At 36.9% G+C, this 21,761-nt stretch carries 8 protein-coding genes; 2 read left to right on the top strand and 6 right to left on the bottom strand.

Features of this window, described 5'->3' with window-relative positions; translation table 11 throughout:
* Window positions 1-190: 190 nt before the first annotated feature.
* Window positions 191-1,399: a T9SS type A sorting domain-containing protein gene (locus E1J38_RS08445; protein ID WP_133356776.1), complete on the top strand. Its 1,209-nt coding sequence runs from the start codon at window positions 191-193 to the stop codon at window positions 1,397-1,399.
* Between the two features lie 56 nt (window positions 1,400-1,455).
* Here the strand turns inward: E1J38_RS08445 and E1J38_RS08440 are convergent, their stop codons facing one another.
* From E1J38_RS08440 to E1J38_RS08430, 3 genes are all read right to left on the bottom strand, one after another.
* Window positions 1,456-2,781, bottom strand: coding sequence for a MopE-related protein (locus E1J38_RS08440; protein ID WP_145774361.1), 1,326 nt, complete (start codon window positions 2,779-2,781; stop codon window positions 1,456-1,458).
* Between the two features lie 32 nt (window positions 2,782-2,813).
* Entirely contained in the window at window positions 2,814-7,175 is a 4,362-nt protein-coding gene (locus tag E1J38_RS08435) for a MopE-related protein (RefSeq protein ID WP_186525842.1), read from the bottom strand.
* Window positions 7,176-8,239: 1,064 nt separating this feature from the next.
* Window positions 8,240-10,426: a T9SS type A sorting domain-containing protein gene (locus tag E1J38_RS08430; protein ID WP_133355592.1), complete on the bottom strand. Its 2,187-nt coding sequence runs from the start codon at window positions 10,424-10,426 to the stop codon at window positions 8,240-8,242.
* Window positions 10,427-11,056: 630 nt separating this feature from the next.
* Between E1J38_RS08430 and E1J38_RS08425 the strand changes: the two genes are divergently transcribed.
* Window positions 11,057-11,893 (top strand): T9SS-dependent choice-of-anchor J family protein, encoded by an 837-nt coding sequence (locus tag E1J38_RS08425; protein WP_133355591.1) that lies wholly within the window; start codon window positions 11,057-11,059, stop codon window positions 11,891-11,893.
* Window positions 11,894-12,111: 218 nt separating this feature from the next.
* On the opposite strand, the gene E1J38_RS08420 is transcribed toward E1J38_RS08425, so the two are convergent.
* From E1J38_RS08420 to E1J38_RS08410, 3 genes are all read right to left on the bottom strand, one after another.
* Window positions 12,112-15,498 carry an FIDD domain-containing protein gene (locus tag E1J38_RS08420; RefSeq protein WP_186525841.1) on the bottom strand — a complete coding sequence of 1,129 codons (3,387 nt, stop codon included), beginning with the start codon at window positions 15,496-15,498 and terminating at the stop codon, window positions 12,112-12,114.
* 1,269 nt (window positions 15,499-16,767) lie between these two features.
* A complete protein-coding gene (locus tag E1J38_RS08415) occupies window positions 16,768-18,585 on the bottom strand; it encodes a T9SS type A sorting domain-containing protein (protein WP_133355589.1) in 1,818 nt (605 codons plus the stop codon).
* A 542-nt stretch (window positions 18,586-19,127) separates the two neighbouring features.
* A complete protein-coding gene (locus tag E1J38_RS08410; protein WP_145774331.1) occupies window positions 19,128-20,540 on the bottom strand; it encodes a T9SS type A sorting domain-containing protein in 1,413 nt (470 codons plus the stop codon).
* Window positions 20,541-21,761 lie beyond the last annotated feature (1,221 nt).

The raw sequence follows: 21,761 nt of genomic DNA, 5'->3' as shown, positions 1-21,761 counted from the left end.
CCATACCTTTGATATGGCTTTGACCGCCCTAAGAAAAGAAGGAGATATGGAGCAGCTGGAAGCACACTATTAAAACAACTTCTCCTTTACTTACATTTAAACTAAATAATTAAACCTTTAAACCATAAAACGGCAAAGCATTATTTTTTTTTCATAAATTTAAAAGGCTATTAACTTAACACATATACTTATGAAAAAAATTACTTTGTCATTCCTTATTCTTTCTTTATGTTTTTACTTAAATGGTTTTGCTCAACCAGCAAATAATATACCTTGTGGAACTTTACCCGAATTGACTGTAAATTTAAGTGAAACCTGTACAAATGAAATTATAACTTTTACTGGTGCCGAAACTGATTCAGGAATAGGAGATCCTAGTTGTTCTGCTCAATATTATAAGGATAACGATTTATGGTACACATTCACTATGCCTCCAAAAGGAGCTGTTAGAATTATTACCTCTTCTAATAATGACAATATTTCTGATGCAGCTGTTGAAATCTTCACAGGACCAAATTGTTCTAATTTAACAGCTCATGCTTGTGATGATGATGGAAATCCTAATGGACCACCTGATGATTTGTTTTCTCAAATAGAAGTTATTCAACCTGCTTCCTCTATAGTTTATTTAAGAATATGGGACTTAGATGATGTAGGTGCAGGATCTTTAAATATTTGTATTTATGAAATTGATGCTCCTTTGATTGCAGATAACGATGAATGTTCCACCGCCAACCATCTAACAATTACTAATGACTGTTCTACTCCTACACTAACTACCAATTTACAATCTACTGATTCTCCTAATGCTGCTCCTGCGAATCCGTGTGGTCAATATTACGCTGGTAAAGATGTTTGGTATAAAATTACTTTAGATGATAATGATGATTACGAGGTTATAATTGAGACCTTTGAAGACACGGGATCTCCTGTACAAGATACGGGAATAGCTGTTTATTCTGGTAGTTGTGGTTCTCTTGTCGAAGAAGGGTGTGACGATGATGGAGGAACCAACCTTTTTTCGAAAGTAAACTTAACAAATAGGCGAAATGAAGTTTTATTTATTCGTGTATTTATGGTAGATTTTGCTCAAAGTGGTACTTTTAATATTTGTGCTACAGCTACAGGAACACTAGGTACAGAGGAAAAAGGAATTCTTGAATTTGCATTGTTTCCGAACCCGGCGTCTAATAAAGTTAACTTGAAATTTAAGACATTATCTTCAAGCAATGTTGGTATTAGAGTTTATGATCTACAAGGTAAACTAGTACTTAATTCAGCAAGTAAATCTATTAACAATCTTGTTAATGTTGATATTTCATCATTAAGAAGCGGTTTATACTTTTTAAATGTTCTAGCTGATGAAAATGAAATCACTAAAAAACTTATTGTGAAATAAATAGAATTAGCTAATTTAAAAGAACTAAAAAAGCTTACCAAGTAAGCTTTTTTAGTTTAAAATTTAACAACGCGCCTTATTATACTCTTATTAGATTCTTTAATTGAAAGTTTTATTAAGTAAATACCTTGTTGTAAATAGTCTAAATCTTCAATTTTTAAAATACCATGGAAACTTTTTAATTCCTTCATGGTAATTAATTTACCCAATAAATTAAATAGCTTTATTTCATAAACTTCATTTCCTTCATTTTGTGGAAGACGGATCATTATTTCATTTTGAAACGGATTAGGAAAAACTCCTATCGAATCAATATCAAATATTTGGTCACTTAAAGAACCATCATTTGCAGGATTGCAATCTTCATCCACTCCATTATTGGGTATTTCAGTGGCTCCAGGGTTTACAGCTCCATTCCCATCGTCACAATCATTATTTGTAAGGCTATATCCAGCTCCCGGATCAGAACAAAAACTTGTACCTGAATGATTTTCATCCCCATAGGTATCTCCATCCCCATCTATATAATACGTTGTAAAAGTCAATCCATCATCAACGCCATTAGCACAATCATTGTCCAATCCATCACAAATCTCGGGAGCACCAAGGTAAACCGTAGATTCTGTATCATCACAATCAGTGTTATCTGCTACATAGCCATTAGGCTTATCACATGCTAGAACACTGCTGCTGCTATCTCCAAACCCATCATTGTCTGTATCGGCATACCAAGTACTTTGTCCTGTGATATCTCCATCATCGTCATCGGTGAGACCATCACAATCATTATCCAATCCATCACATAGTTCTGGAGCGCCTGGGTAAACCGTTGATTCTGTATCATCGCAATCGGTATTATCTAAAACATAATCTGTTGGTTGATTATTAGATGTTTGACTTACATTTATATTACCATAATTATCACTGTCACTATCTTGATACCACGTTCTTAAATCTGCACCGTCACAGTCTTCATCGATACCGTTATCCGGGGTTTCCGTTGCTCCTGGGTAAATGGTATCCTTGGTATCATCACAATCTCCCTCATTTTCTGTAAATCCATCTCCGTCATCATCTACATCCGCTGAACTATCCAAGGTAGATGGATTACAATCATCATCAACACCATTATCTAAAATCTCCGTAGCTCCCGGGTTTACATCTATATCCCCATCGTTACAATCGGTTAAGGGTAATACACTGGTAGTATAGCCCGCTCCGGGACTGGTGCATTGGGTCATGGTAGATACTGCATAGTTGTCTCCATCGGCATCTAAATACCAGATTGTATCCGGGTTGATGTCTGCATCACTGTCATTGCAGTCGGTTAATGGTAATACATTGGTAGTATAACCTGCTCCGGGACTGGTACATTGGGTCATGGTAGATACTGCATAATTGTCTCCATCAGCATCTAAATACCAAACTGTATCAGGGTTGATAGCCGAATCACCGTCGTTACAATCAAAATTATTGGTAACCTTACCTGATATGAGCTTACAGGAACTCTCAGGACTATCAATACTATCTCCATAACCATCACCATCTGAATCTGNTTACAATCGGTTAAGGGTAATACGCTGGTGGTATACCCTGCTCCGGGACTGGTACATTGGGTCATGGTAGATACTGCATAATTGTCTCCATCAGCATCTAAATACCAAACTGTATCAGGGTTGATAGCCGAATCACCGTCGTTACAATCAAAATTATTGGTAACCTTACCTGATATGAGCTTACAGGAACTCTCAGGACTATCAATACTATCTCCATAACCATCACCATCTGAATCTGTATAATAGTCTTCAAAGGTCAGCCCATCATCTATACCATTAGCGCAATCATTGTCCAATCCATCACATAGTTCTAGGGCGCCTGGGTAAACCGTTGATTCTGTATCATCGCAATCGGTATTATCCAATACATAATCTGTTGGTTGACTATTAGAGGTTTGGCTAACACTTGCATTTCCATAGTTATCCCCATCACTATCTTGATACCACGTTCTTAAATCTGCACCGTCACAGTCTTCATCGATACCGTTATCAGGAGTTTCAGTTGCTCCCGGGTAAATGGTATCCTTGGTATCATCGCAATCTCCCTCATTTTCTGTAAATCCATCTCCGTCATCATCTACATCCGCCGAACTATCCAAGGTAGATGGATTACAATCATCATCAACACCATTATCTAAAATCTCCGTAGCTCCCGGGTTTACATCAATATCACTATCGTTACAATCGGTTAAGGGTAATACGCTGGTGGTATACCCTGCTCCGGGACTGGTACATTGGGTCATGGTAGATACTGCATAGTTATCTCCATCGGCATCTAAATACCATACTGTATCCGGGTTGATCCCTGAATCACTGTCATTACAATCAGTTAAAGGCAGTACACTAGTGGTATAACCCGCTCCGGGACTGGTACATTGGGTCATGGTCGATACTGCATAATTGTCTCCATCAGCATCTAAATACCAGACTGTATCCGGGTTGATGTCTGCATCATTGTCGTTACAATCGGTTAAGGGTAATACACTAGTGGTATAACCTACTCCAGGACTTGTACATTGCGTCATGGTCGATACTGCATAATTGTCTCCATCAGCATCTAAATACCATACTGTATCCGGGTTGATTGCTGCATCACTGTCATTACAATCAAAATTATTGGTAACCTTACCTGATATGAGCTTACAGGAACTCTCAGGACTATCAATACTATCTCCATAACCATCACCATCTGAATCTGTATAATAGTCTTCAAAGGTCAGCCCATCATCTATACCATTAGCGCAATCATTGTCCAATCCATCACATAGTTCTAGGGCGCCTGGATAAACCGTTGATTCCGAATCATCGCAATCGGTATTATCCAATACATAATCTGTTGGTTGACTATTAGAGGTTTGGCTAACACTTGCATTTCCATAGTTATCCCCATCACTATCTTGATACCACGTTCTTAAATCTGCACCGTCACAGTCTTCATCGATACCGTTATCAGGAGTTTCAGTTGATCCTGGGTAAATAGTATCCTTGGTATCATCACAATCTCCCTCATTTTCTGTAAATCCATCTCCGTCATCATCTACATCCGCCGAACTATCCAAGGTAGATGGATTACAATCATCATCAACACCATTATCTAAAATCTCCGTAGCTCCCGGGTTTACATCTATATCCCCATCGTTACAATCGGTTAAGGGTAATACACTGGTAGTATAGCCCGCTCCGGGACTGGTGCATTGCGTCATGGTAGATACTGCATAGTTGTCTCCATCGGCATCTAAATACCAGATTGTATCCGGGTTGATGTCTGCATCACTGTCATTACAGTCGGTTAATGGTAATACATTGGTAGTATAACCTGCTCCGGGACTCGTACATTGGGTCATGGTCGATACTGCATAGTTATCACCATCGGCATCTAAATACCAAACCGTATCCGGGTTGATGTCTGCATCACTGTCATTACAATCGGTTAAGGGTAATACGCTGGTGGTATACCCTGCTCCGGGACTGGTACATTGGGTCATGGTAGATACTGCATAGTTATCACCATCGGCATCTAAATACCAAACCGTATCCGGGTTGATGTCTGCATCATTGTCGTTACAATCGGTTAAGGGTAATACACTAGTGGTATAACCTACTCCAGGACTTGTACATTGCGTCATGGTCGATACTGCATAATTGTCTCCATCGCCATCTAAATACCAAACCGTATCCGGGTTGATGTCAGCATCACTGTCATTACAATCGGTTAAGGGTAATACGCTGGTGGTATACCCTGCTCCGGGACTGGTACATTGGGTCATGGTAGATACTGCATAGTTGTCTCCATCAGCATCTAAATACCAAACCGTATCTGGGTTGATCCCTGAATCACCGTCGTTACAATCGGTTAAGGGCAGTACACTGGTAGTATAACCCGCTCCGGGACTCGTACATTGGGTCATGGTAGATACTGCATAGTTGTCTCCATCAGCATCTAAATACCATACTGTATCCGGGTTGATGTCTGCATCACTGTCGTTACAATCGGTTAAGGGTAATAAACTAGTGGTATAACCTACTCCAGGACTTGTACATTGCGTCATGGTAGATATTGCATAATTGTCTCCATCGCCATCTAAATACCAAATCGTGTCCGGGTTGATGTCTGCATCACTATCATTACAATCTAATTTATTGGTACTCCAGCCATTTCCAGGATCTGAACAATATAAAGTACCTGAATCACCGGAATCTCCATAAGTATCGCCATCGGCATCTACATAATATAAAGTCTGACCGGTTACTGAATCATCGTCATCATCAACCAAGCCATCACAATCATTATCAATGCCATCACAGACTTCGGTATTTCCAGGATAGGCGTTCGGTTCGTTATCGTTACAATCTGTACTTAATGCTGACTCTCCTGTACCTGCATTACTATTAGAGGATTCTACAACAATACTACTCCCAAAGCCATCATTATCGTTGTCTTGATACCACGCATACAGCCCATCACAGTTTTCATCCACGCTATTACCTGGTATTTCGGTAGCATCTGGGTTAATAGCACTATCGGAATCATTACAATCAATTCCTCCATTGGAGGTATATCTATCCCCATCTAAATCAGGAGGATCCTGCGATGACCATAGCTTAAATGTAAAATCAGGGTTAGAAGTTGAGAACCCTTGGGAATACACTCTAAAATAATAGATACCTCCAACTGAAAGGCCTGTTTGAAAAATGGATTCCTCTCTGGGTACTAATCCACCATTAGTATCACTACAAGCCAGTTGTGTTAAACTATTACAATCTCCTGAAAACAAGGTAACAATACCATCAAAATCTGGAGTTACATCTATATTAATATCTGTTGTCTGTGCTAAAAAGGTATACCATACATCATCCCGGGCATTGGCATTACCGTTACAATTTTCAGCATCTAAATTGGTTCCTGCCCCTCCTACGACACTACTGGGAATGGAGGTGGCATCACTACCATCAACCGCTTTCCCAAACTCTTGTATTATGTATGTGGCACCATCGCAAAAATCATTTGAGGGAGGATCTACAGATAAGGTAGTAATAGATGGGGTTACTAACCAAATACTATAATCTCCGGAGCCACAATCAGATCTGATAGCGACTTCGTAGTCTGTACTTGGGGTTAGGGTTTCGCCTGAACTGGCATTGGTAGGACCTCCGGTTGAACCATTGACCACATAACTACTGGTGCCCGGTGTAAATCCTGGGAGGCCTATTTCCCATTCATAATCAACCGGAGAAGAACCACTACTGGGAGCATCCCAATAGAAATCGATGCGTCTATTGGATAAATAACTAACACGTGGATTTTCTGGTTTGTAACAGGTTGGAACCTTTTGTAAGGTTACGGTATGTGTATTTGAATCTGAAGAACAGCCACTATCTAAATGTACAATTAATCTAATGGTGTCATCTGGTATTTCAATAGCCTGAAATGTATGAATCAACGGGGAAGTTCCTTCTGCTATTATGATAGTCCCTGCAGAATTTCTTATCGTAATATGGTCATCACTTCCTAAATAATTAGATGTAAAGCGATATTCTTCATCTAATAAATTTGTAATTTCTACATATTCACCGGCATATATAGAATTCGTCACCGGTTCGATGTCTTCGGTATTCTGGGCAACATAAATGGGTACATTAGTTGTACCACTATTACAATTTTGAGCGTATATGAAACCAGAGAGACATAGGGCAAGAAAAATGAGGGTGTTTTTTATCATGGATCTAAATCTTAGCATCTAAAGCCATTACTAATTTTAGGGAAAAATTATTATAATAACTAAGTAAATTCGATAGATCCTAAAGGGCGTTACTTAAATTTATTTATTATATATCACAAACATATTAAAAGTAGATTAACTACTTAAAATATCGATAAATGGCTAAGGTAGGGGATTCTTCTATGAATGGTGATCTAAATTTTTATTTATGAAGCGATGCATATATAGTATCTACTTAGTGGTAGCTTTAATTTAAAGTGAGTTCGATAAAACTTACTCCTTAACTATTTAGTATCCACACTCTAACAAACACAACAATAGCCTGTATGTCATTCCGAACGTTATTGAAATCAAAATATATTTTGATTGATAATACCCAAGCGGAGTTTATGAGGAGGAATCTCATCTCTTTTGAGATTTCTCGTCGCTTGTTACTCGCTCTGTCGAAATGACAATCAATTGTTTTTTAATTACTTCGGCTCTATTAAAACTCTGAAATTTATATCGAACTCACGTTAATTTATGGTGGGGCTTGATATAACATAATTACAAGGGACACTTCGACTGCGCTCAGTGTAACAACAGTTTGTTTATTATATATTTAAAAGACACTTCGACTAACTACGTTAGCTACTTCAAACAAAGTGTATTTTGTTCTCAGCAATGCTTAGTGTGACAACTATTGGTTTATAATAACTTACTATAACAGGCACTTCGACTGTGCTCAGTGTGACAACGGAGAACTATTTTAACTAATACTATATGGCATTTCGAGTAGCTGTACTAGCAACTATCAAATAAAATACATTATGCTCTCAGTAATGTACCGTGCGACAAGGTATTGCCCCTACTAAAACAATGGTTATACTGAACTTGCCTTTGCTGCACTTGTTTCAGTATTTCAGTATTTCAATATTTCAGTTTTAACCCTAGGGGATCCTCAAATAGACCCTAAACTATACTTCGACTCCGCTCAGTACAAGAATTCAGGGTGACGATTTGAAAGGTTTTTGTCAGAGCGTTTTCCACCTCGGTAGGCACTGATGTGTGAATGACAGGAAATTTTAAATCTTAACGACTCTTTTTACAACGCTTCTATCCAGATTTGAAATTTTTATAAAATAAATCCCCTGATGCAAACCTTGTAGATTATCTAAGGTAATGATTCTATTAAATGCCTTGGGTTTATTGTAGTTGTAAATACTTCTACCATTTAAATCCATCATCTGAATATTTAAAAATTCGGAACCCGTATTGTTTTTTAACTGAATTCTAATTGAAGTTTTAAAAGGATTAGGTGAAATTAATATTTGTTCTAAACTAAATGTGTCATCACTAAGCGTATCTTCAGTGGCCGGGTTACAATCGTCATCAATCCCATTACCAGGTATTTCAGTTGCTCCAGGATTAACAGCAATATTACCATCATTGCAGTCATCATTTGTAATACTATAGCCAGCACCGGGATTTGAGCAAAAGCTTGTGCCACTATCGTTTTCATCCCCATAACCATCCCCATCTGAATCTGTATGATAGGTGGTCTGACCGGTAACACTAGAGTCGGCATCATCAATATCTCCATCACAATCGTTGTCTATGCCATCACAGACTTCCTGAGCTCCTGGATTAATGGCAGTAACAGCATCGTTACAATCGTCGTTGCTTAAACTATAGCCGGCCCCCGGGTTGAAACAAAACAGCGTACCCGAATCACTGGCATCACCATAACCATCCCCATCTGAATCCACATAATATGTGGTCTGACCGGTAACACTGGAGTCGGCATCATCAATATCACCATCGCAGTCATTATCAATGCCATCACAGACTTCGGTATTTCCAGGATAGGCGTTCGGTTCGTTATCGTTACAATCTGTACTTAATGCTGACTCTCCTGTACCTGCATTACTATTAGAGGATTCTACAACAATACTACTCCCAAAGCCATCATTATCGTTGTCTTGATACCACGCATACAGCCCATCACAGTTTTCATCCACGCTATTACCTGGTATTTCGGTAGCATCTGGGTTAATAGCACTATCGGAATCATTACAATCAATTTCTCCATTGGAGGTATATCTATCCCCATCTAAATCAGGAGGATCCTGCGATGACAATAATTTAAATGTAAAATCAGGGTTTGAAGTTGAGAACCCTTGAGAATACACCCTAAAATAATAGGTATCCCCTATGGTAAGGCCTGTTCGATAAATGGATTCCTCTCTGGGTACTAATCCGCCATTTGCATCACTACAAGCCAATTGTATTAAACTATTACAATCTCCTGAGAATAAGGTTAAGATACCGTTAAAATCCGGGCTTAAACTTATATTGATATCGGTAGTTTGTGCTATAAACGAATACCAAACATCATCTCGGGCATTAGCACTTCCATTACAGGCTTCGGCATCTAAATTGGTTCCTGCTCCTCCTACTACACTACTGGGAATGGAGGTGGCATCACTACCGTCAACCGCCTTTCCAAACTCTTGTATTATGTATGTAGCACCATCACAAAAATCATTTGAGGGTGGATCTACTGCAAGTGTTGTAATAGATGGGGTTACTAACCAAATACTAAAATCCCCGGAGCCGCAATCAGATCTAATGGCGACTTCGTAGGCTGTAGTTGGGGTTAGGGTTTCGCCTGAACTGGCATTGGTAGGGCCTCCGGTAGACCCCATAGCAACATGAGCGCCTGTACCGGGTGTAAATCCTGGCAGGCCTATTTCCCATTCATAATCAACCGGAGCAGAACCACTACTGGGAGCATCCCAATAGAAATCGATGCGTCTATTGGATAAATAACTTACTCGTGGGTTTTCGGGTTCAAAGCAAGTGGGTAGGTTCGTCACATTTAGCAAAGTAATGGTATGATTACCATTGTCTGTGTTATCACAGGTATTATCTAAATGGATTATTAGTTTTATTGAATTATCTGCTACATCTCCTGAAACAAAAGTATACGTTAAGGGAGAAGTCCCTTGGGTTATAATACTATCATCAGAGTTCTTTCTTATTGTAATATAATCAGGCGTACCTGTTATTTCAGAACTAAATGTATATTCATTTTCTAAAATATTTGTTATTGTTACGTACTCTCCAGGTACTATTGTGCTAGTAACCGTTTCATCATATCCGGTATTAGCAGCATTAAAAGTAGTTTCCTGAGTACCGCTGTTACAATTTTGTGAATAAGTAAAAATTGAATGACTTAAAACCAAAATAGCAAAAGTGATCTTTTTCATGATCTTTAAATTAAGGGTTCAGTAAATTTTGTCTTGCTATCAATCGGAGTGTGTTAATACACCATATTGAATTTATTTAAAAAAATGATGTAAACACTAATAACTAGATAAAGCCTTAATATTATCGTTAAAAGGTCTATTGCCCTGTGATACTATAGCTCACCCGTTGCTCTTTTTAAACCAAAAAAAAATTTTAGCTCAGTTCTAGTAATAATGAGAATATCAAAACCCAATTTAAAAATTGTATCGCCAACTAATTAAAAGTTCTAAAAATCCCTATTCTCGATACATCACGCTGAGGCGCGACACTCGAATTGACAGAATTTAATAAAAATACACAAGGGGTTATAACTCGTACTTATGAAATTTTGAACATCTAATAAATTGTTAATAAGTTTTTTTATTTAATAGTCTAACAATCAATTATATAGTTATTTTTGCGCAGTTTTAAAGAAAATATCTATTTCTAGAACACCTAAAGAAGGATTAATAGCAACATCTTCAATTGTAATTATAGATATATTCTTACGTTTTTTGTTAAAATTCATGTATTTTATCGATTAAATACTAATAAAAACGTTTAATTGACATAAATCATATATATTTGTTTTGAATTTAACCTCTTTCGTTATGAAAAAAATTACATTTATACTTTTGATTTTATGCTTTAGCCTTAACAGTAAAGCACAATGTGACAGTAACTTGCCTGTCATGGAACATTTTGATACAAATACAATCAATGTGTGTTGGAATATTGTTGACGGTGACGGTGATGGTTGGGATTGGTATTGGAGAGATTACGGATCTGTTTATGGTGGTTACAAATGTTTAGTCTCTCGATCTTGGAATTCGAGCCAAGGAGATCTATATCCAGATAATTGGGTGTATTCGTATGCCATAGATTTAACGTCATATTCAACAAGTGAAACTATTGAGTTAACATGGAAAGTTAGAGGGGAACTTGCTACTGTAGCGCATGAATATTATACTGTATATGCTGCTACAGGGAATCAAATAACTGATTTCGAATCGAGCTCTGTACAACTAAGTGAATATGCTGATGAAGTTGGGGCTGACGGTGTTTTTGTTACTAGAAATTTAGATATCTCTGCATTGGCTGGAAATATGATCTATATTGCTTTTAGACATCAAAATATTTCAGGATCACAATTTATTTTAAACATAGATGATGTGTCAATTAGCAATTCATCACTAGGTGTAGATGATTTACAAATAAATAACTTTAAGCATTTTTATAATATCAGTACAAAGGAATTAACTTTAAAATCTGACAGTATACCAATCGATAATATTGCTTTATTTAATATTATTGGACAAAATGTGTTGAACAAAACGCTTTCTCAAACTGAAGAAAAAATTGATCTTTCAAATTTAAATAAAGGTATTTATATTGGACAGGTAAAACTTGACAATGTAATAAAGACTATTAAGTTTGTGAAGCAGTAAAGATTATCAAAGAACAAATTTTATAAACTCGCAACGAATAATTTATTTATTGAGTGCGAGTTTTTTTATTGTTATGCAAGCCCATTGGGCAATCGTATAAATAGAATTAAGAATTAACAAATTGCTTCATTAGTGCCTATACGTAATGACTTAACAAAAAAAAGAGCAGCTAATTATTTAGCTGCTCTTAAACTTACTAGTGGTTTGTTATGTTAATGCTATTCCCTGCTTAAATTATTTGCGGAAATAATTTTCTTAATGAGGGTTCCTTTACTAGTAGTTACTCTTACAAAATACATCTGATCATCAGCTCTAGATAAATCAATGCTTGTTTTATCTACCGTACCTTTGATGTAGTTTGTGTTTTCAGCATGTCTAATTAATGCGCCTTTCATATCATAAACATCAATATTAACATTAGTATCATACTCAAATCTATAGCTTACATTTACTTCATCTTTGAATGGTACCGGGTATGCTGTAAATGCAACTTCTTTATCACCGTCAATTTTACCCCAACCATCTGTTGGAACATAACAATCTCCTTGAATTGGCTGATTAGGTGTTAACGGATCTATTTCTCCATAATCTCTAGACTCTCCAGGAATATGCATATTGGCTTCATCCGGTACATCTCTAGAACATATCACGGTGTGAGCAATAAAGTAGAATGCGCCTGTTACACCAGATAGGTCTGCAGTATATCCCGGGTAATAATCACCCTCAGGTATATTCGCATTGAATGAATATTGACCAGGAGCCACTGTATAATCTTCTGGGTCATTTAGATCACCATTTTTCTTAGTTGGATACGGATTACATCCAACGTATAAATGAACTTCAGAAATTAAATATAAAGGAACTTCTGGTGTTCCACCATCATTATCATGATCCCATGTTAATAAGTCATATTCAAAACTTACAGTATCATCATCCTTATATTCTACTATTAAATCACCTACATAAGTTCCCTTACTTAAATCACATCGCCCTGCTCCTTGATAAACAGAATATGTATATGTTCCATGAGATGTAATAGTATTTGTCCACCCCCAACGTTTAAAGCCATCATTTCTAAAGCAACTGCTGTAAGTAGCCTGTCCACTGTCTTCAACAACACTGTCAAATCCTTCTACATCTTCTGTTCTTACTGCAAAAGCCGTTTCACAATCTGGTGTACAATCATAATATCTAGCTGTAGTTGTACAAGATGAATAACACTCTGTTTGTTTATTAGTAATTACTACCGTAAACACCTCTCCATCAGCAACATCATCTGCTGTTGCATTAGGCATATTAGCATTATTAATAGTAGCACCCATGTTTGATGTCCAAGAGTAAGTATATAAATTGGTATCAGCTGGTAATACACTCAAACTTAATGTAGTGCCTTCACATAAACCAAATTCTAATCCTTCGGATGAGTTAGATGCGTTACAAGCTGGATTTGGATTTACAGTTAAAGTAAATGAAATAGTTCCGTAACACATGGTCTGTGCATTATAACTACGTATATAAATAGTCTCTCCAGAAGATACATAATTCGCAGGATCACCTATCGCATTTGCTCCATTATTAGCATCTGCCTGACTTGTGTGATAACTCACAGTTCCTCCATCTGCAGCTGTTAAAGCTGATGTTAAATCAAAACTCGCACTACCATTATCTGCACCTGATTCACATTCAGCTAAGTTATTTGCAGTCGGATCTGGATTGTCATTTACTGTTAAGGTAAATGAAGTAGTTCCGTAACACATGGTCTGTGCATTATAACTACGTATATAAATAGTCTCTCCAGAAGATACATAATTCGCAGGATCACCTATCGCATTTGCTCCATTATTAGCATCTGCCTGACTTGTGTGATAACTCACAGTTCCTCCATCTGCAGCTGTTAAAGCTGATGTTAAATCAAAAGTATTAGATCCTGTATATCCAATCTCACATAAAGTCAAGTTATTTGCAGTCGGATCTGGATTGTCATTTACTGTTAAGGTAAATGAAGTAGTTCCGTAACACATGGTCTGTGCATTATAACTACGTATATAAATAGTCTCTCCAGAAGATACATAATTCGCAGGATCACCTATCGCATTTGCTCCATTATTAGCATCTGCCTGACTTGTGTGATAACTCACAGTTCCTCCATCTGCAGCTGTTAAAGCTGATGTTAAATCAAAACTCGCACTACCATTATCTGCACCTGATTCACATTCAGCTAAGTTATTTGCAGTCGGATCTGGATTGTCATTTACTGTTAATATTGCCGTTCCAAAACCAAGAGCATCACATTTAGTAACACTTGTAGCAATAACATAATAAGTTCCTGCTGTATTTACAGTAAGCTGATATGTTCCATCACCAATAGCATCACCAAGGTTAGGGTCTCCTCCATTCCAATCTGCAGCCGCAAACCAATGGAAGGTATAACCTGCGTTTGGTATAATAGTATCGTTATCATCTACACCATCATCAGTAAAAATATATAATTCGGCTTCTAAAGTACCTGAATCACCTTCACAAACTTCATCACCTTCAGCGCGAATTTGAGGGGCTAAATTAAAAGTACCTGCTGCAAAATCTTTTGCGTCTGCTGTTATTTCTTTGGTTGCTCTAGTTTCTAACATCCAAGTGGTACTACAAATATCTTGAGTACTTAAATCAAAAACCTGACTTAAATCAATAACTCCTTCATAAAATTGGTTAGCTGCATATTCCATTAGATCGTCAGGAACAGTCCATAACCCAGGTACAGCAGCTGTGCCTGCATTATTTTCGGCCACCTGAGCTGTACTATTTATAACAATTAGTGAATTGTTATTACCTTGTGTTCCATTTCCAGCACCTACCCACATAAGTACGGTAACAACAGCATCTCTACCGCCACCTTCAAAATTAGCCAAAACTAAAAGATCACCAGCTAAACCATCATCAATATCCGTTAGATCATAATCTCTTCCTGCTCCAGGTTTAGGAGTACCAAAATTGGTGTAATGTGCCGGGGAAAATATTTTGTTGCCATCGCCATCTGTTGTCGGACCAGATCCATTTATTAAGAACCAAAATCCTATTTGACCATCTCCATTTGTAGTTTCTCTATCTCCAGCAAAAAAGAGATAGGTGGCTTCAGGGTCATAAGGCACAAATTCATCATCGGTATTATCATCTGGAGTACCCTTATTATCCGTATAACCAAGACAATCTCCTGCTCCTGCATCTGGAACTATACCAGTTAAAATTACAGCTGCAGCATTCATGATATCACTCTTTGGCTGCATGGAACTAATTGTCCAATTGTTATACTCCTGACCATCTCCATTATATAATTTAAAATCTTTGGAAGATGTGAAAATATCATCTCCATTTGGTACATCAAAAGAATCCATCTGATAATCGTGATTAGGTTCTGCCCACATTTGAACGGTTCCCCATTCAGAGGATTGCCCGTCAACACATGGAACCACTTGGGCCTGTAAATTACCACTTGCAGCTACCATAAAAACTAACACCACCCCCAAACTGGAAATGTGTTTAAAGCACTTTTTTAGAACTAAAGACACATAGGTTAAACCATCTTTGTTCTGTTTCTTAGTAAAATTGTACATAAACATAACATTTAAATTAAGTTAATATTTACATAACAACCGTACATTAAGAACTATGTAGAGTGAGGGCTCGTACAAATTTTATTTAATAACAAAATTTTGCATAACCAAGGTAGTCTAAGTATTTAGAAGAAAAAGGGCATTTAACTTCTGCTATTAATCAAATGCTATAATCATTTAATGTGCTATTAATCAAATGATTTCTTTTAAGGAAGAAATACCTATTTTTCAATAAGTTAAAGTAAACTTAAATAAAAAAAATGAAATTAAAAAGCGAATTCACTTACATTTTAGCAGTTTTAGCTAAGTAACTTATATCATCGATGAAATACAATGATTGTCTTTTAACAGGCATTTTGCAATAAAGAAATCATTTTTAGATTCTTCATTACGTTTCACTTCATTCAGAATGACAATGTCATCCTGAGCACAGCGAAGGATCTATTTAAACAAGAATAACTTTATATTCAACAACAATTAAGATTCTTCACTGCACTACGTTTCGTTCTGAATGACAAGGTTGTCCTGAGTATAGCGAAGGATATCTTTGAAACTATGAGATTCTTCACTGCACTACGTTTCGTTCTGAATGACAAGGTTGTCCTGAGTATAGCGAAGGATATCTTTGAAACTATGAGATTCTTCACTGCACTGCGTTTCGTTCTGAATGATAAGGTTGTCCTGAGTATAGCGAAGGATACCTTTAAAAAAAATACCGGTATACAACAATAATGAGATTCTTCACTGCACTACGTTTCGTTCTGAATGACAATGTCATCCTGAGTATATCTAAGGATCTCTTTAAAAAAATACCGGTATACAACAATAATGAGATTCTTCACTACACTGCGTTTCGTTCTGAATGACAAGGTTGTCCTGAGCATAGCGAAGGATCTATTATTAAAAGCGTAGTTAACCTAGATTAACAACAATTGAGATTCTTCACTCCATTGCATTTCGTTCTGAATGACACGATTGTCATCCTGAGCATAGCGAAGGTTCTCTTATTAGCGCAGTTAACCTAGATTAACAACAATTGAGATTCTTCACTACATTGCATTCCGTTCTGAATGACAAATGTTATCCTGAGCATAGCGAAGGATCTATTAAAAAAATATCGGTATGCAACAACTATTGAGATTCTTCATTGCACTACGTTTCGTTCTGAATGACAAAACAACCTGTTTCTGGATGTGTGTGTGTTTAAGATTCTTCATTTCGTTTCACTTCATTCAGAATGACAGTGGATAACAAAAGGGTATAATCAATCTATTTACTAACAATTAATTTTTGGGTATGACTAGCAAATTCTGTATTAACTTTTAAAAGATATATCCCCGCACTAAAATCACTTAAGTCTAGGCTGAGTCTGTATTGATTTCTAATTTTTGTTCTACGCACTAATCGACCTAAAACATTGTATAGTTCAATATTATCTATATTTACACTACTGGATTTAACAAATACTCTGTTAGACGCTGGGTTTGGATATATTTTTATTTCTTTTTCAAGACTAAATTCATCATTACTTAAACTGGATTGATAGCAGGTAGATTGTTCCATGATATTCTGTGTACAAACCGGTGATGTTGTACTTCTTGACTGAACATCTAAAGCGCCGTTTAAATCGCCAGAATTTAAACTACGTAAGGTTTCACCTGCCGATAAGGAATAGTGCATAGCCACATTGGTATCTACTACATGCCCTAATTGATGCCCATGCCCCAACTCATGCAACGCTACACTCTCAAAGTCTATTTCACTAGGTGTGGGAACACCCGTAGTATAATTCCATGTTTTAGTAGCATTAAATACAATATCCATTTCTGATACATACCATTTAATTTCTGCGCCCTCATAGCAGCCCTGGTACCTGGAATAACATTGACCCAAAGTTCCACTGCCCATGCTGTTATCAAAAGTAATAACGCTAATTCCATCACTAGCATTGGTATTTATAGCTGTGGTTTGGTTATCAATCTTCCAATTAACACCTGTACTACATGACCAATTTTCAAAAGCTCTGATAAAAGCGTCTCTAGCACCAGAGTTATAGAAGTCTGCATTCATGGTCCATGTATTACCACCACTACCATCGGTTTCTACATGTTGTGTTTGGTAGGCAGTGTCACTATATTGTAAATTTATCTGGGCAAACTCAATAGGTAAGACGTTGCTAGATTCAATAGATCCGTTTGACGTTGTATTGACTTTAATAGTCCCTGTTCCCGCTACATCGGGGATTTCTACTTCTATTTGCGTATTGGTCCAGCTAAGCACCTGATTGTCTAATGCGTCGGTATGAAGATACCCGCCATAATCGGCATCACTAAAACCAACGCTTCCTTTGGTGGCCCCAAAACCAGTTCCGTTAATGGTTAAGACACTCTTGGTTCCTGCAGAATACTGGGTTGCCGAAAATGAGGTTATTGTTGGTACCGCCATGGATGACTTGCTAATACTAGTTGTCTTGGCAGCCTGTTTATTGTGTTCTATTTCTTCTCTTAAATTAAACGCTGTTACTTCAATGGGTTGTTTACCGCTCTTATTTGTTATCTGAGTATAAAAATTATCTTCTATACTCTTGGTTTTTGAGTAAGTGTTAGCAACTTTATCATTTAGCAAATCATACTTATAAAACCCTTGAACATCGCTCACTGATTTAAATACATTCTTTAAATTCATAGATTTACCCTGAATGCTTTCTGTATCTTTTGAAGCATTACTACTTTCTAACATAAAAACACCTATATCGCCCTTTTTTAATTGCAAACTGTGCGACACTACTAATGCCTTTAAATCTACAACGCCACCTGGTGTTATAATTTCAACAGTTTCAGAAACCGTTTCTCCTTTAAATACTTTATACACCTTAATAAGGTTTGAGGTATAAATATTTTTGTGAGCAGCATCCCAATACGAAGTTTTGGATATGACTTCACCTTCAATAATGGCATCTGATAATTCAACTTGTTTATCTAATGAAATCTTTTGAATTAAACTATGATCTTGAGCATGAAGATTTAGTGTGTATACACCAAATATTAGTATAAGCCCAAGGCTTAATTTATTGTAAAACGTATTCATAACATAGTAGGTTTGAAATCCAAACTTATAAAAACAAAATCAATTTAACTGATTTTTATGTATTTAATCGACGAAATACTTGTTTTTTAACAAATAATGTAAGTTATTAAATACATAGTATATTAGAGAAGAAAATGCTATTAATCAATCCCTGTTAGTAATACGGCAATATTACAATTATAGATCTCGGCTCAATTGTTAAAATTTAAAAACTTTTTAAAGCGTATTGTTAATAACCTTAAAATAATTAAATACACCCGTTGTGCATTTTGATTAAATTCTGTCAATTCGAGTAAATTTTACGATTGAAATGAGTGAAATTTGTATCGAGAATAAGAATTTTAGCCTCTTAAGAAGCTCTCGATACGATTTTTCGTGCCTCAAAATCACTCGAACTGACATTGAGATCCAATTTTTGTCCAAAATGCACAACGGGTTAAATACCTATACTAATCTGGTATTTTTAAATGGTTATTTAGGTATATAAAAAAAGCTGCAACATCATGTTGCAGCTTTTTAATTTAATAATTAAGGTTATTATATTACCTAGCGGAATCTGAAGAAATAATCTTCTTAGTGATAACGCCTTTACTAGTTGTCATTTTAACTAATAATAATTGATCATCAGTTCCAGATAAATTTAATTTAGTTTCACCAATGCTTCCTTTGGCATAACTAGTATTTTCAACTTGTCTAATTAAAGCCCCTTTCATATCATATACTTCTACCTTAACATCGGTTTCGTATTCAAATGAGTATTTCAAGGTTACTTCAGAATCAAATGGTACTGGGTAGGCTTTGAAATCTAGTGATTTAGCCTCTACTTGTAAATCATTTTCTTCCCCAGCATCACATCCTTCAACTGTACCTCCAGTATAATTTCCAGAATATGGATTTTCTACGGTTGTATCTGTTAAGCAAGAACAATTAGATTCTGATGAAACCCCATGCACTATAATATAGAATTGGGTACCATCTACAGGAATAGTTACTTCATAATTCTCAACATAACCAAATCCTGAATCTACATAAGTATATTGTCCCGGTGCAACTGTTTCTCCACCGTTTTTACGTGTTGGATATTCACCACAACCAATATAAATATGTGCTTCACTAATTGCATAACCATCTAAATTATAACTAAATGTTACGCTATCACCATTGTACTCAATATTCACACTACCTATATCTGTTCCTTTAGAAAGATCACACTGTGCAGCCCCTGCGTAAATATCCATTGTATACGAAGTTACTTCTGAGAAATCAAACATTGTTGTCCACCCCCAACGACTAAAGTCCGGAATAAAACATTGACTTTCTTCATCAGCCATTGTGATGTCATCATCATCATTTAAGAATGCAAATGCTGTTTCTGTTTCTGGGTCTTTCCATTTGTATGTAATGCTACAGCTATCCATTTTACCACATCTATCGGTATAGCTAAATGTTCTTGTTAAGCTATATTCACATGCTACATCATCGAATGTTATACCTTCACCATCGTTATAGATATCTGTCATTCCATTACCGTCGCAATCATCGCTATATGGTACTTCTGTAACAACATTTGTTGGTATTCCATCACCATTAAGTGTTGGATCACAACCTAAAAATATATGATCACTACCCTCATCTGTTGCAGGACAAGTTACAACTGGAGCTTCATCAGCAGTTAGCTTCCATGTAGCACTTACATCAAAAGTCTCACATAAATCAGTAATAGTCCATACTACAGTCGCCTCTCCGCCTTCACATAAAGCTGGTGCGGCATCCTGTGACTTAATACTTCCTTGTGGATCACATCCGCCTGTTATACTGCCTACGGCTGCATTGGTCGTAGCTGTTATCCATTGTGCATAAGCTGCATCTACTGCATCTTGATCTGCAAACGTACATGAATCTGCCATCGCATCACTAGGTGGTGTTCCTACTGATATCTCTGTTGGCGCATTCAATTTCCATGTAGCNCTTCACATAAAGCTGGTGCGGCATCCTGTGACTTAATACTTCCTTGTGGATCACATCCGCCTGTTATACTGCCTACGGCTGCATTGGTCGTAGCTGTTATCCATTGTGCATAAGCTGCATCTACTGCATCTTGATCTGCAAACGTACATGAATCTGCCATCGCATCACTAGGTGGTGTTCCTACTGATATCTCTGTTGGCGCTGTTACACTAAACGTTGCTGTTTCTGATCCACTATCACAAGTATCTGTAACATTATAGATTACAACAACCTCTCCGCCTTCACATAATACAGGAGCACTATACTCATCCGCAAACGAGCCTTGTGGGCTGCATCCGCCACTTGCCCCAAATTGATCTAAGAAACCTTGGAAGGCTAAATCTAAAGCAGCTTGGTCTGCATAGTCACAAGAACTATTATCCATATCGTCTCCAACTTCATTGATAACTAATGCTGGGGCATCCGTCCAGTAATATGTTATACTCTTTGTATCTGCTGCATTACCACAATCATCACTTACATTAGCCGTCCAGGTTTGGCTAAAGCTACATCCATCTTGAATTGGATCTCCTGTAACTATCACTACCAAATTCTCTGAACAATTATCTGTAGCACTAAATGTTGGTGGAACTAGAGGGTCACAACCAAAATCTGTTCCATCAGAATTACCATTATCGTTGATTGTTATAACAGGAATTTGAGTATCTCCTCCATTATAAGTTTCATCTCTAATAATGTGTGTTTGCCCATTACCTAAAGTAACTGAAACTCTAATACGAACGCTCCATGCACAATCATCTCCAGATACCAAAACAGTTTCTACTAATAAATCATTAGAGTTAACTGCTCCGAAGCAATCTTGAAATAGATTATTTACGAGTTGCGCTTGAAAATTATCTGCTGGTTTACAATCTGTTAAATCTGGTATATTAAAATCACCTACACCAAGATCATCACTATCTTCCCAAACCGGCAGAGAATTGGTAAGCGTAAAGTTTTGCACGCAAGTTTCAACAACCTCACCGTCTATCTTTAAAGTATAAGTGCGTGTCCATGTGTAAACCTGAGCTGTAGCATCATCATTAAGTTCAACAACAACATCTGTATCCATAGACATCATTGTAGTCTCTCCACCACATGACTCGGTTACATTAAATACTTGAGAGTAATCGGTTTCTGCAGGATAATCAGATGGCATAGCGCAATCT

Origin of the sequence: Seonamhaeicola sediminis (genome assembly GCF_004358095.2) — a bacterium.
Classification (GTDB): domain Bacteria; phylum Bacteroidota; class Bacteroidia; order Flavobacteriales; family Flavobacteriaceae; genus Seonamhaeicola; species Seonamhaeicola sediminis.
This window is presented reverse-complemented; position numbering and strand designations above follow the sequence as displayed.